Source organism: Mesorhizobium sp. B2-6-2 (assembly GCF_006440615.1).
In the GTDB taxonomy this organism is placed as follows: Bacteria; Pseudomonadota; Alphaproteobacteria; order Rhizobiales; family Rhizobiaceae; genus Mesorhizobium.
Genome location: NZ_VFUG01000001.1, coordinates 118,607 through 131,941, shown reverse-complemented (window position 1 = coordinate 131,941; position 13,335 = coordinate 118,607). Strand labels below are relative to the sequence as shown.

Below are 13,335 nucleotides of genomic sequence, written 5' to 3'. Positions count from 1 at the left end.
TCTTCTTTCAACCTCGGTGATTGGCGAAAGCGGCGGTGACAGCCAATCTCCCCCAAGTGGGGGAGATGTCCGGCAGGACAGAGGGGGGCGCCTCGCGCCAGCGTCCCAAATAGAAGGGGCGCCGAAGCGCCCCTTTCAACTATCACCCATTCACCAGCGCCAGCAGTTCCTCGGTATAGCGCTTGCCGACCACCTTGTCGGGCGACAGCGCGGCACCGATCGCCGCGACCTCGGCCGCGCTCAGCTCGATATTCGCCGCCGCCGTGTTCTGCTCAAGGTGGCGTATCTTCCTTGCGCCGGGGATCGGGACGATGAAATCGCCCTGGTGCAGCACCCAGGCGAGCGCCAGCTGCGCCGCTGTCACGCCCTTCTGCACCGCCATCTTCTCCAGCACCGCGATGACCGCGTTATTGGCTTCCATCGCCTCGGCCTGGAAGCGCGGCAAGGTGAGGCGCCAGTCGCCGGCGCCGAGCGCGTCCGGCTTGGCGATCGCGCCGGTGAGCAGGCCGCGGCCGAGCGGGCTGTAGGGGACGAAGCCGATGCCGAGCTCGCGGCAGACGTCGAACACCTCATCCTCGGGATCGCGGCTCCACAGCGAATATTCGCTCTGCACCGCGGCGATCGGGTGCACGGCATGCGCCCGGCGCAGCGTCACGCCGCTCACCTCCGACAGGCCCAGCGCCCGGACCTTGCCTTCGCGCACCAGCTCGGCCATGGCGCCGACCGTGTCCTCGATCGGCACGTTCGGATCGACGCGGTGCTGGTAATAGAGGTCGATCACGTCGGTGTTGAGCCGCTTCAACGAGGCCTCGGCCACCGCCTTGACGTGCTCGGGGCGGCTGTCGACGCCGACCATGCGGTCGGTGCCCTCGCCGTGCTCGGAAATCTTGAAGCCGAACTTGGTGGCGATCGTCACCTTGTCGCGCACCGGCTTCAGCGCCTTGCCGAGCAGGATCTCGTTCTCGTATGGACCATAGACTTCGGCCGTATCGAAGAAGGTCACGCCGATCTCGACGGCGCGGCGCAGCGTGGCGATCGCTTCCGCCTCCGGCTGGCCGCCATAGCCGAAGCTCATGCCCATGCAGCCGAGGCCGACGGGGAAGACTTCGAGTTCAGTTCCAAGTTTGCGGGTTTTCATGGCGCATCTCCTTGTTGCGATGGGGGAGAGATAGCGCCTCGCAATGCGTTCGATAATTCTTTCTCTTTTGTACGGGTTGCTCTATAAAATAGAACGATGAATCGGACGAACCTCTCGCAACTCGCCGTGCTGGCCGCGGTCGCCCAATGCGCCAGCTTCCGCGGCGCCGCCCGCGAGCTCGGCATCGCGCCTTCCGCGGTCAGCCATGCGGTGTCGAGCCTGGAAGCACGGCTCGGTGTGCGGCTGCTGGCGCGCAGCACGCGCAGCGTCGCGCCGACCGAGGAAGGCGCACAGCTTCTGGAACGGCTGCGGCCGGCATTGTCCGAGATCGACCTCGCGCTGGAAACGGCAGTCGAGGCGCGCGACCGGCCGGCCGGCAATCTCAGGCTCAGCGTGCCGCGCACCGCTGCGCATCTGGTGCTGACGCCGCGGCTCGGCGCCTTCGCCGCCGCCTATCCCGACATCGTGCTGGAGATCGTCATCGAGGATCGCTTCACCGATGTGGTCGAAGGCGGCTTCGACGCAGGCGTCAGGCTCGGCGAAAGCCTGCAGCGCGACATGATCGCGGTGCGCATCGGGCCGAACATCCGCGGCGCGGTGGTCGCAGCGCCGTCCTATTTCGCTTCCATGCCGAAGCCCAGTCATCCGCGTGATCTCGCAGGCCATCGCTGCATCCGCTTCCGTTTTTCCAGCGGCATTCTCTACCGCTGGGAGTTCGAGAAGGACGGCGAGGAAATCGAGATCGCGGTGGAAGGGCCGCTGATCCTCGACGAGGACCATCTTATCGCCCAAGCGGCAGTCGACGGCGCCGGGCTTGCCTTCGTCTTCGAGGATTATGTCAAGGCGCCGCTCGCCGATGGCAGGCTGATCCGCGTGCTGGAGGACTGGTGCCCGTTCTTCGACGGCTTCTTCGTCTATTATCCGAGCCGCCGGCAAATGCGGCCAGCGCTCAGGGCGTTCGTGGATTTCTTCAAGATGAGCGGCTAGCCACCTCCCGTGGGCGGCCGGTAGCGCCAGCCCCCATTCCGGCCGCTACGGTAGCGCAAACAACCGTCCGCCGGCCGGCACGACGTCATCGATGCCGGCAAGCCGCAGGCAGTGCCAGGCCATGGCGTGGTTGGAGGAGGTGACGGGAATGCCGATGCGCCGCTCCAATTCGGCGACCGCTTCCGCCACGCGCAGGCTGGTGCAGGAGATGAAGATCGCTTCCACCCCCGGCACGGCGGCCATCGTCTCGGCCGCCGCCTCGATCGAATCCAGCGAGATGCGGGCCGCCTCGCGGTCGTCGCGCCGGTCGAAAGTGGCGACGGCTGATATGTCGAGGCCGCGGCCGGTGAAATAGCGGACCAGGCCCTGGTTGATCTCGGGCGCATACGGCGTGAGCAGGCCGATGCCCTTGGCGCCGAGCGCCTTGAAGGCGGCCAAAGCGCCGGTGACCGGGGTGGTGCAGGCGACGCCCGGCCGCGCCTTCCTGATCTCGGCGAAGACGGCCTCCTCGCCGAGCGTCATGGTGGCCGAGGTGCAGCCGAAGCCGACGACATCGAGCGGGATGCTGGGCAGGATGAGGTCGACGGTCGGCGCGATGCGCGGGCCGATGGCGCGCAAAGTGTCCGGCGTGATGTCGTTGTCGTTGAACAGGCGCGCCTCGTAGAAGGCGACGCCCGGAATGCGGATCAAGGCGCGGAACTCGTGCTCCAGCGTCTGGTCGGTGGCGAGGATCGCCAGGCCGATCGCCGCGCGCGAGGCGAGGCCGCCATCGATCTCCGACGGAAGGACGCCCAAATCGATCGGCCCTGGCGATTGAGGGCGGGTAGCGGCCGCGCTGACAGACATGGCATTCCCTCTTCTGGTTGACCCCTTCGGGATCATGCTCTCAGTTCAAAATTCCGTCCATCGAGATCGCCAGCTTGCGGCCTGCGATCAGGTCGGCAGTGATGCGGGCCGAACCATGCGACATGGTCCAGCCGATATGGCCGTGCCCGGTGTTGAGATAGAGGTTGCTGAGGCGGCGCCGGCCGAATTCGGGCAGATTGTTGGGCGTCATCGGCCGCAGGCCCGCCCACATCTCGGCGCGGTCGTAGTCGGCGCCTTCGGGATAGAGCTCCTCGGTCACCCCTTTCATGAAGGCGAAATCGGCCGGTTTGTGGCTGGTGTCGTACCCGGCGAACTCGGCCGTAGCGGTGACGCGCAGCCGGTCGCCGAAGCGCGACACGGCGACCAGATTGTGCTCGTCGATCGCGGCGATGGTCGGCGGCGCCGGACGGTTGCCGATCGGAATGGTCAGCGAATAGCCCTTGATCGGATAGATCGGCAGGCTGATGCCGACGGTGCTCGCGACCAGCGGGCTGTAGGAGCCGAGCGCCAGCACATAGGCATCGCCCTTGACGCTTCCCTTGTCGGTCAGCACCCGGGCGACGCCGTCGCCGGACGTCTCGATGCCGGTGACGGTCGTGCCGGTGCGGATCTCGCCGCCGCGCTCGGCTACCTTCGCGGCCAACGCGCGGGTGAATTTCGCCGGATCGCCGGTCTCGTCGGTCGGGCAATGGATGCCGCCGGCGATTTTTTCCTTGGCGGAAGCCAACGACGGATCGAGGGCGACGATGGCATCGCGGTCGAGCACCTTGATCAGTTGGCCGTCGGATTCCAGCAGCTTCATGTGCTCGACGCCTTTGTCGAGCGCCTGCTGGCTGCGATAGAAATAGAGGATGCCGCGATCGTTGCGGTCGTATTCTATTCGCTCATCGGCGACGACCTCGTGCAGGACGGATTGCGAATAGACGGCCAGCCGATGCTTGAGCAGCGTGTTGCGCCTGGCCTTGCCGGCCGTGCATTCCATCAGGAACAGCCATGACCAGCTGTAGAGCCGCGGATCGGTCGAAAGCTTGAAGCGCAGCGCCTGGTCCTTCAGCACCAGCGATTTCAAGAGGATCATCGGCGCCTTGGGCGACGACCAGACAAAGGAATGCCCCGGCGCGATCATGCCGGCATTGCCCCAGCTGGTCTCCGCAGCGACCTGTTGCTGGCGCTCGAGGATGACGACCTCGTGCCCGTCCTTCTGCAGCTGATAGGCCGTGGTGACGCCGACAACGCCGCCACCCAACACGATCACGCGCATGGCGCCTCCGGAGATCGCAGGTTGAGGGCAGTTTAGAGCGTGGATTGTGGTGTGCAATGGCACACATACCGAGAGGTCAGCGGGACAGCGCCCCTCTCTGTCCTGCCGGACATCTCCCCCACAAGGGGGGAGATCAGCCGTCACCGCGGCTTTCGCCAATCGCCTACGCCACAGAAAGAGCGAGGCGCCGAAGCTGCCAATCTCCCCCCTCGTGGGGGAGATGTCCGGCAGGACAGAGAGGGGCGCGAAGGATCGCGACGAAGCCCGTTTAACCTCCCAGCGCCTGCTCCAGATCCGCGATCAAATCATCGCCGTCCTCGATCCCACACGACAGCCGCACCAGCGAATCCGATATTCCGATCGCACCGCGCTTTTCCGCCGGGATCGAGCCGTGCGTCATCAGCGCCGGGTGCTCGATCAGGCTTTCGACGCCGCCGAGGCTTTCGGCCAGCGTGAAGAGCTGCGTGCGTTCGAGGAAGCGTTTTGTTCCCGCCAGGTCGCGGTCGAGGTCGACCGAGATCATGCCGCCGAAGGCGTGCATCTGCTGGACGGCGATGGAATGCTGCGGGTGGCTGGCGAGGCCGGGATAGATGACCCGGCGGACATCTTTTCGCGTTTCCAGCCATTGCGCTATTTTCAGGCCGTTGGACGAGTGACGCTCCATCCTGAGCGCCAGGGTTTTTATGCCACGCAAGGCGAGAAAACTGTCGAACGGACCAGAAATGGCGCCGATGGCGTTCTGCAGGAATTTCAGCTGGGCGGCGAGATCCTTGTTGTCGCCGACGACCGCCACGCCGCCGACCATGTCGGAATGGCCGTTGAGATATTTCGTCGTCGAATGGACGACGATGTCGATGCCGAGCTCCAGCGGGCGCTGGATATAGGGGCTGCAAAAGGTGTTGTCGGCGACGGTGAGCAGCCCCTTGCGCCTGGCAAGCGCGGCGACGCCTTCGAGATCGACGATGCGCAGCAGCGGGTTGGTCGGCGTCTCGACCCAGAGCAGTTTTGTTTCCGGGCGGATCGCCGCCTCGACCGCGGCGAGGTCGGTGAAGTCGGCAAAACTCACCTGCAGCCCGGCCGAGCGCTTGCGCACCCGCTCCATCAAGCGGAACGAGCCGCCATAGATGTCGTCGGTGGCGACGATATGGGCGCCGGCATCGAGGAGCTCGAGCACCGTGCCGATCGCCGCCAGGCCGGAGGCAAAGGCGAAGGCGGCCGAGCCGCTTTCGAGGTCGGCCACGGCACGCTCGAAGGCGAAGCGCGTCGGGTTCTGGCTGCGGGCATATTCGAAGCCCTTGTGCACGCCGGGCGACTGCTGGCCGTAGGTGGAGGTGGCGTAGATCGGCACCATCACGGCGCCGGTCAGCGGATCGTGGCTCTGGCCGCCATGGATGGCGCGAGTGGAAAAGGCCAGGCGGTTCTTGCCGTTCGAAATCATGTTGCGCGGCGCCTCAGATGGTTGATCAGGTCGATACGAGTTATCAGGCCGATGAACTCTTCGCCATCGAAGACGATGGCGACCTCGTTGCGATCGAAGACAGGCAGCAGCGCGTCGAGCGTCTGATTGGCCTGCAGCGTGTGCAAGTTGGAGGTCATGGCCGTGCGCACCGGCGCGTTGAAACGGTCCCAGCGGCCGTCATAGGGTCCATCGACCTTGGCTAAAATATCGCTCTCGTCGACGATGCCGACCAGCCTGCCTTCGTCCAGCACCGGCAGCTGCGAGACGTCGGAGCGGCGCATGCGGCCGTAGGCGTTGAGCAGGGTTTCCTCCGGGCCGACGGTCACAATGTCGCCGGTGCGCGGCGAGCGCATGACCAGGTCGCGCAAATCGCCATGCTGTTCCTGGTCGGCCAGGCCCTGCTCGGCCAGCCAGATGTCGTCAAAGACTTTCGACAGATACTTGTTGCCGCTGTCGCAGACCAAGGTGACGACGCGCTTTGGCGTCGTCTGCTCGCGGCAGTAGCGAAGCGCTGCCGACAGCAGCGTGCCGGAGGACGAGCCGGCCAGGATGCCTTCCCTGGATAACAGATCGCGCACCGCCAGCATGCTTTGCTTGTCGGGAATGGAATAGGCCTTTTTCACCAGCGACAGATCGGCATTGGGCGGGACGAAATCCTCGCCGATGCCTTCGACCGTCCAGCTGCCGGCCTCCTCCATCTTGCCGGTCTTGATCAGCGGCGCCAGCACCGATCCGACCGGATCGGCGAGCACCATCTCGGTCTTGGGCGAGTGTTTCGCAAAAAAGCGGCCGAGGCCGGTGAGCGTGCCGCCGGAGCCGACGCCGACTACTACCGCGTCGACATCGCCTTCGAGCTGCGAAAAGATTTCCGGGCCGGTGGTGGTCTCATGCGCCAGAGGATTGGCGGGGTTGGCAAACTGGTTGGCATAGAAGGCGCCAGGGGTCTCGGCGGCGATCTTCTCGGCCATGTCCTGGTAATATTCGGAATGGCCCTTGCCGACATCGGATCGCGTCATGCGCACCTCGGCGCCCAAAGCGCGCAGATGCTGGATCTTCTCGCGCGACATCTTGTCGGGCACGACGAGGACGATGCGGTAGCCCTTCGGGATGCCCACCTGGGCGAGGCCGAGGCCGGTGTTGCCGGCGGTCGCCTCGACGATGGTGCCGCCACGCTTCAGCGCGCCCGATGCCTCGGCCGCCGCGATCATCGACAGCGCGATGCGGTCCTTGATCGAGCCGCCGGGATTCTGGCTTTCGAGCTTGATGAACAGCCGGCATTTGCCTGTGTCGAATCTGGTCAGCTCGACGACCGGCGTCTGGCCGATCAGGTCGAGCACCGAAGCGTAAGGCGGACGCAATCTCGACATGTTGATGCGCGCGCGCTGCGGCGCCGCTTTTGTCTGCTCGCTCATCTTGAGTGCTCCATCGAAGCAGTTCGAGGGGGATGTCGGCAATCTCGCGCGTGGAGCCGCGGGAATCCATTCCGGTTTCGCGGATCGCGCGCCCTGTCTTGTCCAGCCCTTTTCATCAGGAAAGAAGATAGATCGTGCCAATCCGACGGCGAGTGGAGGAATGGAATTTCACGGACGCGTAGTGTGTCCCTTCAAGCGGGAGTCTACGCAATCGCCGCCTGGCCCTCGATCTCGATCAGGAAGTCCGGATTGCCGAGGCCGACAACACGCAGCGCCTTGATGATGGGCGGCGGAGCACGGTTGGCCCAGAACGCCATCCAGGCGCCAAAGCCCGGAGCGATATCCTGATCGCCAACGATATAGACCGACAGGCTGACGAGATTCTCCAGCGTCGCTCCGCCAGCTTCCAGAACCTTGGCCAGATTGGCCAGCGCCTGCGTCGTCTGCGCCGCGAGATCGCCCTTGCCGACGATGTTGCCTTCGGCATCGACGCCGTTCTGCCCTCCGACCAGCACGATGCGCGCGGAAGCAGGCAGCGACACGCCTTGCGAATAGGCGGGATTGCTGTGCATGCCTTGCGGGTTCAACCTTTCGATGGTCATTCTCGTTCCTCCGTGCCGGCAATGACCGGCCGCATTTTGCCTCAATAAAGCGACACGGAGGCCCAGCTTGAGGGCTTGTTCAACGCACCATGTCGTTCGTTGCCGATGCCTTTTCCATCATGCTAGCCGAACGAAGCGCGGGACGAACAGCGCGTGCCAAGGAGCGGCCGATGAAGATTCTTGCCTATGACAATTTCAAGCCCGGCGTCACGCTCGACGATCTCAGGCCCTATCTGCGCGACGAGGTCTCGAATGTATGGCGGCTGTGGAAGCAAGGCATCGTGCGCGAGAACTATGCGCGCGCCGATGTCGGCGGCGTCATCATCGTTTTCGAGCTCGACAGCGTCGAGCAGGCCATGCGCTATACCGATGATTTCCCGCTCTCCAAGGCCGGGCTGCTGGAATGGCATTTCATCGCTTTCGACGCGCCGCTGCCGCTGGAATTCCTGTTCGACCCGACAGTCGACATCGCTAAACCCTGGGATCGGACGGCGGCATGATCCGCTCTGGCGAAGGCATCGAGATTCCGCAGCGCCTGGCCGAATGGTGCGATCCGCGCCGCATGGCGCTGGTCGTCTACGACATGCAGGTCGGCATCTGCCGCCAGGTGGAAGGCGCCGCGGCGATCGTCGAGCGCACCGGCACGGCATTGGAAGCGGCGCGCTCGGCCGGCATGCGGGTGGCATTCACGCGCCATTTGTCGTTGCCGAAAAAATGGATGGGCGCCACGCAGCTGCGCACCGCCATGGCCTGGCAGCGGCGTGATAGCCCCGACGCGGTCCAGCCATGGTTCCCGCGCGATGCCGAAGCGACGCGGATCGTGCCGGAGCTCGCCCCGCGCGCGGACGAGGCGGTGTTCGACAAGCTGACCATGTCGGCCTTCGATTCCACCTCGCTCGGCTTTGCGCTGCGTGACTGCGGCATTCGCGCGGTGGCGCTCGCCGGCATCGCCATGGAGATCGGCATCGAGCCGACCGCGCGCCAGGCGACCGACAACGGGTTCGTCGCCGTCGTGATCGAGGACGCCTGCGGCTTCGGCAATAGCGAAGCGCGCGACCGCTCGATGGCGACGCTGCGCTTTCTTGGCGAAGCCATCGTCACCGATGTCGCGGGCTTTTGCGGCGCGCTTGCCGATGCCGCTTGATCTCAGGCCAGAGGCCTTGTTTTTACGCAATTGCGGACGGAAGGCTACGGCGAAGTCGCCGAGCCTAACCGCTACGCGCTTTCCTGGAATTGCGCTAGGCCGCTGCTTCGATGTCGGTGCGGAAGCGCACCCCCTCGGCGCGGCCATGCAGGATGCCCCAGTCGTAGAGTGCCTGCAGCGCCGCTGCGAGGTCGCGGCCGCGCTCGGTCAGCGCGTAGCGCGCCTTGCCATCCGGCGAGGTTTCGAGCGTGACGAAGCCGATCTCGACTAGATCGGCCAGGCGCTGCGTCAGCATCTTGTCGGAAAGCGAAGGGATCAGCCGGCGCAGTTCGGAATAGCGCAGCGGTCCTTGCTTGATCCGCGCGATGATCACCGTCTTCCATTTGCCGCCGAGCGCGTCGAGCGCGAACTCGACCGGGCAGCCATAGAGTCTACCGCGTTGTGTCATGCGCCGATCCTAGGCAAGGGCCGCGCGCGGCAAAAGCGGAATTTACCCCGCCATATGGCCAGATTGCCGTGCCCGGCTTTGTCGGCGACGACTTCATAAAAGGGAGAGCAAAATGAGTGTTCGGGACCCCAATCCGGTCAACGCACGAAAGCCGAAGCGGGTGGCGATCGTGATCGCCAATCCGGCCGTCTCCACCACAACGGGGTGGCCGGTCGGCTTCTGGTGGAGCGAGCTCACCCATCCCTGGTTCGCATTCACCGAGCGCGGCTACGAGGTCGAGATCTTTTCGCCCGACGGCGGCAAATGCGAAGCCGATGCGCTGAGCGACCCGCGCGATCCGTCGGGCTATTCGGAGACCGATCTCATCTCGCTCGGTTTCATTTCGAACCCGAAGCTCCAGGCGCTGGTCGACGACACACGGCCGGTGGCCGAGATCGATGTCGCTGGCTTCGACGCCATCGTCGTCGCCGGCGGCCAGTCGCCGATGTTCACCTATGAAGGCGCGACCGGTCTCCAGCAAATCTTCGTCGCTTTCCACGAGGCCGGCAAGGTGGCCGCCGCGCTCTGCCACGGCACCGCCATCCTGCGCTATGCCAGGCGCGCCGACGGATCGCTGCTTGCCGCGGGCAAGACGGTGACCGGCTTTGCCAATGTCGAGGAGGATTTTGCCGACAACGCGACCTGGGCGATGGGGGCACTCGAACGCGGCAAGCATTTGATGCCGTGGCGGATCGAGGACGAGCTCAAGGCGATCGGCGCCAATTATATCCAGGCCGGGTTGTGGCGCGGCTTTGCCGTACGCGACGGCAACCTGATCACCGGGCAGCAGAATTTTTCCGGCGCCGAAACCGCCCGCGTCGTCATCGAGGCGCTTGGCGGCTAGAGCCTTATCCGAGCAGTTGCTTGCCCAGCTTCGCGCATTGCACGCGAATGTCGGGAATGGCGTCGATCTCGAAGAAGGTGCCGCGCGTCAGCGGTCCGACGGCGAGCAGCTTCGACGACACCGTGCCGTCGGCCGCGATCAGCTCGCATTTCGCGGTCACATCGAGGCCGAGGCGCAGCGGATCGGGACGCGCCAGGCCGCGCTCGACCAACGAGCGCACGACGCCGTTCGACGTCCGCGAAATGTCGCGGGCGATGCCCATGCAATCATAAAGGCGGGCGACGTCCAGGGTCTCGACGTCCTGCGTGCCGCGCGGCTGGATCTTCACGATAAAGCCGCCGTTCGGTTCTATGTCCACCACCCGGCCGGCGACGAGGCGGATGCGGCCTGAGGCGACCGCCTCGGTGACGCGCGCATAGACTTCCGGCGCCATGCGGTGGCGGTGGATGTCCCACCAGGCCTTGGTGTGCTCGACGAAGCGGCGCTTGGCCGAGGACGGCCAATTCTGCCAGATCGTCTGGTTGAAGGGTCTGAGACCATCGACGACGTCGCGCCAGTCGCCGCCGGCTTTCTGGGTCTCGCGGATCAGGTTGCGGAACCAGCCGACGAAATAGGAAAGCTGGGTGCCGAGCGGGATATCGGCGATATCGAGCTTGATCGGGTTGCCCTTGCGATGCGGCGACGGCAGCAGGCCGCGCCGCGACACCGCGACGATCGAACCGCGATGGCCGCGCTGCTCCAGCGACAGGAAAGCGTCGACCATGCTCAGGCCGGTGCCGAGCAGCAGCACCTGGGCTTCAGGATCGAGCGCGGTGTCGGCCTCCGTCCCCATCCGGACGGCGTGACCCTGGAAGGCGCCGGGCTGCTCGTCGTGACCGGTGGCCATGACGGCGAGATGCGCCACGACGCTGGTGCCGTTGGCGAGTGCGACCTCGACGCCCGACGAGGTCGGCGCGATCGACAGGCTCTCCTCACGGATCAACCTGAGACGCCCGGTCTCGCGCTCGCGCTCCTCGAGGCCCTCGAGCACATCCTGCAGATAGCGGGCATAGAGGCTGCGCGGCGCGTAGAACGGTCCCTGGTCCGGCCTGGCGAGGCCGCGTTCCAGCACCCAGCGCGCGAAATGCGTCGGGTCGTCGGCATAGGCGCTCATGCCGGAGGCGTTGACATTGAGCACATGCGCCGAAAGCAGCGTCGAGTAAGCCATGCCCTGGCCGAAATGCGGCCGCTTCTCGATCAATGTGACGCGCAGATCCGGATTGGGCGACTTCAACAGATGCGCGGCCAGCACGACGCCGCTTGCGCCGCCGCCGACAATGATGATGGAGTTGCCGCGTCCCACCATGACTGCTAGCCGAAACGTGATTTGAGCGATCAGCGCGGGGCGAGCGCCGCGGGCGGCCTCAGCCGCAAGCCACGAACGATCGCCGGAACGGTTTTTTGAAGGTCGCGCATCGTTCTCTCACTGCCAATGTTGATAAGATTACTATACTAACCGTACCAAGCACGAAACCAAGGTCCCAATTCGCCCGCCCTTTGTGGCATGGATTTGCTTGAATGGGATGACAGGCGGATTTTTCGTTCGCTGGGGTGTTCGTGGGAGGGCGGCGACCATCTTCCTTCGTCATTCTAGGGCGGAGCGACGCGAAGCGGAGCGAAGACCCTAGAATCCATGCCGTTACATCCATGATAGGCACCCCGGTGCAGACGAAGGCCTCGCGATACCGGATAGTCTGCACCGCCGCATCGCTTCTATGTCACGGAATGGATTCTAGGGTCTGCGCGCGTCGCTTCGCTCCTTGCTCCGCCCTAGAATGACGAAGAGACGCTCAGCCAATGCGCAAGGATGCTGCTTTCCGCGAACGCGACGGCCTGCCGCCACGCGACGAGAGCTTCTACTGGGCCTGGCGGCACTGGTCGCAATGATCGGGTCGCAGACTAACCTTTTTCGCCAGCCGTCTCCGCCCGTCCGGCAAGGTCAGATGCGCGAGCGGTTCGCCCAACGGAGGCCGACCACGCCGACCAGCATGGTGACGAGGCCGATATAGAGCCATTGCGTCTGCCCGGTCATGAAACTGCCCTTGACCAGACCGAGGCCTTGCAGCGACCACAGCGCACCCAGCCCCAGCACAATCAGCGCCAGCACAAACCTGATCAATCGCATCGGCTGGACCCTCTCCGGAAGTCGATCCTGAACGTCAATGGGGACGCAACAAAAGACGTCGAGGAACCGAAGCAGTTCCGTCCCTCAGTACCTCAAATCTTGTGGGCCGATCTTGCCCAGAATGTCCCGCATGCCGGCCCGATATTCATTAAGAATACGCCTTAACGGGCTGTGAATATCATGACAAACTGTTTCGCGGCGACTCCAAACGTGTGCTGTCGCCATGGAACCGCCAGATCAATGCCGCATTTCCCGCCTCATTCGGCACCTATCGGCGGGGCATATCTCTAACGGAGCCATCCCCAAAGCATGAAGAAAACCAACCAGACTGCGCTTGTCGCGGTAACGATCGCGGCTGGCCTGATGGCCGGCGCCTCATCCGCCTCCTCCGCCGCCGCGCAGTGCGGCCGCGCTTCCTGGTATGCGCTGCATTCCAGAACCGCTTCAGGGGAACGCATGAACCCCTCGGCACTGACTGCAGCCCATCGCTCCTTGCCCTTCGGCACCAAACTTCGGGTCACCAACAAGAACAACGGCCGCAGCGTCGTCGTGCGCATCAACGATCGCGGTCCGTTCGTGAAGGGGCGCATGCTCGATCTCTCCCGCGGCGCCGCCGGCCAACTGGGCTTCATCGGTTCGGGCCATACCGCCGTCTGCATGGCGCGCGTCTGAGCCGCTCTTCGTCATTCCAGGGCGGAGCAGGAGCGAAGCTCCGCCATAGAATGACGAGATTGGACGGTTTCGACCAATCCCCGGCATGAGGGAGCCGGACACATATCCTTCACATTTCGGCAGCGCACATTGAGCCGGCTCGCCCGCTTAAGGCCGGTTTTCAACAGGTTGAACGAAAGATGCATTCGTCAGACAAAATGACGTATTGCATCGCAACAATATCTTGTTAACCTCGCCAGGAGACATTCAAGGCTCGGCGCAGTTCGTCGTCCTTTTGGTCGTCGGACGGCAGCGGGGT

The 13,335-nt window shown here is 64.6% G+C and carries 14 protein-coding genes; 5 read left to right on the top strand and 9 right to left on the bottom strand.

The genetic code is table 11. The features are described 5' to 3' along the window. Window positions 1-142 precede the first annotated feature (142 nt). Window positions 143-1,138: an aldo/keto reductase gene (locus FJ419_RS00740; protein ID WP_140686816.1), complete on the bottom strand. Its 996-nt coding sequence runs from the start codon at window positions 1,136-1,138 to the stop codon at window positions 143-145. 96 nt (window positions 1,139-1,234) lie between these two features. On the opposite strand from FJ419_RS00740, the gene FJ419_RS00735 reads away from it, so the two are divergent. Continuing rightward, window positions 1,235-2,125, top strand: a complete 891-nt coding sequence (locus tag FJ419_RS00735) for a LysR family transcriptional regulator (protein WP_140686815.1) — start codon at window positions 1,235-1,237, stop codon at window positions 2,123-2,125. A 45-nt stretch (window positions 2,126-2,170) separates the two neighbouring features. Here FJ419_RS00735 and FJ419_RS00730 read toward each other — a convergent pair whose 3' ends face one another. From FJ419_RS00730 to FJ419_RS00710, 5 genes are all read right to left on the bottom strand, one after another. Next, a complete protein-coding gene (locus tag FJ419_RS00730) occupies window positions 2,171-2,971 on the bottom strand; it encodes an aspartate/glutamate racemase family protein (RefSeq protein ID WP_140686814.1) in 801 nt (266 codons plus the stop codon). A gap of 40 nt (window positions 2,972-3,011) precedes the next feature. Then, the gene (locus FJ419_RS00725; protein WP_140686813.1) at window positions 3,012-4,253 is read right to left on the bottom strand and encodes a D-amino acid dehydrogenase; all 1,242 of its coding nucleotides are present in this window, start codon (window positions 4,251-4,253) and stop codon (window positions 3,012-3,014) included. A gap of 268 nt (window positions 4,254-4,521) precedes the next feature. Beyond that, window positions 4,522-5,691 carry a PLP-dependent aspartate aminotransferase family protein gene (locus FJ419_RS00720; protein ID WP_140686812.1) on the bottom strand — a complete coding sequence of 390 codons (1,170 nt, stop codon included), beginning with the start codon at window positions 5,689-5,691 and terminating at the stop codon, window positions 4,522-4,524. Next, window positions 5,688-7,079, bottom strand: coding sequence for a pyridoxal-phosphate dependent enzyme (locus FJ419_RS00715; RefSeq protein ID WP_140688055.1), 1,392 nt, complete (start codon window positions 7,077-7,079; stop codon window positions 5,688-5,690). Before FJ419_RS00715 ends, FJ419_RS00720 begins: the two co-directional genes overlap by 4 nt. 248 nt (window positions 7,080-7,327) lie before the next feature. Continuing rightward, window positions 7,328-7,726 carry a RidA family protein gene (locus tag FJ419_RS00710; RefSeq protein ID WP_140686811.1) on the bottom strand — a complete coding sequence of 133 codons (399 nt, stop codon included), beginning with the start codon at window positions 7,724-7,726 and terminating at the stop codon, window positions 7,328-7,330. Window positions 7,727-7,896: 170 nt separating this feature from the next. On the opposite strand from FJ419_RS00710, the gene FJ419_RS00705 reads away from it, so the two are divergent. After that, complete coding sequence (locus FJ419_RS00705; protein ID WP_140542969.1) at window positions 7,897-8,226, top strand: hypothetical protein; 330 nt, start codon at window positions 7,897-7,899, stop codon at window positions 8,224-8,226. Beyond that, on the top strand, window positions 8,223-8,870 hold the full coding sequence (locus tag FJ419_RS00700; RefSeq protein ID WP_140686810.1) for a cysteine hydrolase: 648 nt from the start codon (window positions 8,223-8,225) through the stop codon (window positions 8,868-8,870). The genes FJ419_RS00705 and FJ419_RS00700 overlap by 4 nt, the downstream gene beginning before the upstream one ends. Window positions 8,871-8,964: 94 nt before the next feature. Here the strand turns inward: FJ419_RS00700 and FJ419_RS00695 are convergent, their stop codons facing one another. Beyond that, the gene (locus tag FJ419_RS00695; RefSeq protein ID WP_140542967.1) at window positions 8,965-9,318 is read right to left on the bottom strand and encodes a helix-turn-helix domain-containing protein; all 354 of its coding nucleotides are present in this window, start codon (window positions 9,316-9,318) and stop codon (window positions 8,965-8,967) included. A gap of 112 nt (window positions 9,319-9,430) precedes the next feature. Here FJ419_RS00695 and FJ419_RS00690 point away from each other — a divergent pair, with 112 nt between their 5' ends. Then, window positions 9,431-10,201, top strand: a complete 771-nt coding sequence (locus FJ419_RS00690; protein WP_140686809.1) for a type 1 glutamine amidotransferase domain-containing protein — start codon at window positions 9,431-9,433, stop codon at window positions 10,199-10,201. 4 nt (window positions 10,202-10,205) lie between these two features. Here the strand turns inward: FJ419_RS00690 and FJ419_RS00685 are convergent, their stop codons facing one another. Both FJ419_RS00685 and FJ419_RS00680 read right to left on the bottom strand, forming a co-directional pair. Next, window positions 10,206-11,546, bottom strand: a complete 1,341-nt coding sequence (locus FJ419_RS00685; protein WP_140686808.1) for an FAD/NAD(P)-binding protein — start codon at window positions 11,544-11,546, stop codon at window positions 10,206-10,208. Between the two features lie 633 nt (window positions 11,547-12,179). Then, on the bottom strand, window positions 12,180-12,365 hold the full coding sequence (locus tag FJ419_RS00680) for a hypothetical protein (RefSeq protein ID WP_140645963.1): 186 nt from the start codon (window positions 12,363-12,365) through the stop codon (window positions 12,180-12,182). Window positions 12,366-12,674: 309 nt separating this feature from the next. Between FJ419_RS00680 and FJ419_RS00675 the strand changes: the two genes are divergently transcribed. Beyond that, window positions 12,675-13,037, top strand: a complete 363-nt coding sequence (locus FJ419_RS00675; RefSeq protein ID WP_095767965.1) for a septal ring lytic transglycosylase RlpA family protein — start codon at window positions 12,675-12,677, stop codon at window positions 13,035-13,037. Window positions 13,038-13,335 lie beyond the last annotated feature (298 nt).

Coding starts and splice junctions, on each gene's coding strand:
- FJ419_RS00685 (WP_140686808.1), bottom strand. CDS start 11,546: ATGGTGGGACGCGGCAACTCCATCATCATTGTCGGCGGCGGCGCAAGC.
- FJ419_RS00740 (WP_140686816.1), bottom strand. CDS start 1,138: ATGAAAACCCGCAAACTTGGAACTGAACTCGAAGTCTTCCCCGTCGGC.
- FJ419_RS00735 (WP_140686815.1), top strand. CDS start 1,235: ATGAATCGGACGAACCTCTCGCAACTCGCCGTGCTGGCCGCGGTCGCC.
- FJ419_RS00690 (WP_140686809.1), top strand. CDS start 9,431: ATGAGTGTTCGGGACCCCAATCCGGTCAACGCACGAAAGCCGAAGCGG.
- FJ419_RS00725 (WP_140686813.1), bottom strand. CDS start 4,253: ATGCGCGTGATCGTGTTGGGTGGCGGCGTTGTCGGCGTCACCACGGCC.
- FJ419_RS00675 (WP_095767965.1), top strand. CDS start 12,675: ATGAAGAAAACCAACCAGACTGCGCTTGTCGCGGTAACGATCGCGGCT.
- FJ419_RS00730 (WP_140686814.1), bottom strand. CDS start 2,971: ATGTCTGTCAGCGCGGCCGCTACCCGCCCTCAATCGCCAGGGCCGATC.
- FJ419_RS00710 (WP_140686811.1), bottom strand. CDS start 7,726: ATGACCATCGAAAGGTTGAACCCGCAAGGCATGCACAGCAATCCCGCC.
- FJ419_RS00720 (WP_140686812.1), bottom strand. CDS start 5,691: ATGATTTCGAACGGCAAGAACCGCCTGGCCTTTTCCACTCGCGCCATC.
- FJ419_RS00715 (WP_140688055.1), bottom strand. CDS start 7,079: ATGTCGAGATTGCGTCCGCCTTACGCTTCGGTGCTCGACCTGATCGGC.
- FJ419_RS00705 (WP_140542969.1), top strand. CDS start 7,897: ATGAAGATTCTTGCCTATGACAATTTCAAGCCCGGCGTCACGCTCGAC.
- FJ419_RS00700 (WP_140686810.1), top strand. CDS start 8,223: ATGATCCGCTCTGGCGAAGGCATCGAGATTCCGCAGCGCCTGGCCGAA.
- FJ419_RS00695 (WP_140542967.1), bottom strand. CDS start 9,318: ATGACACAACGCGGTAGACTCTATGGCTGCCCGGTCGAGTTCGCGCTC.
- FJ419_RS00680 (WP_140645963.1), bottom strand. CDS start 12,365: ATGCGATTGATCAGGTTTGTGCTGGCGCTGATTGTGCTGGGGCTGGGT.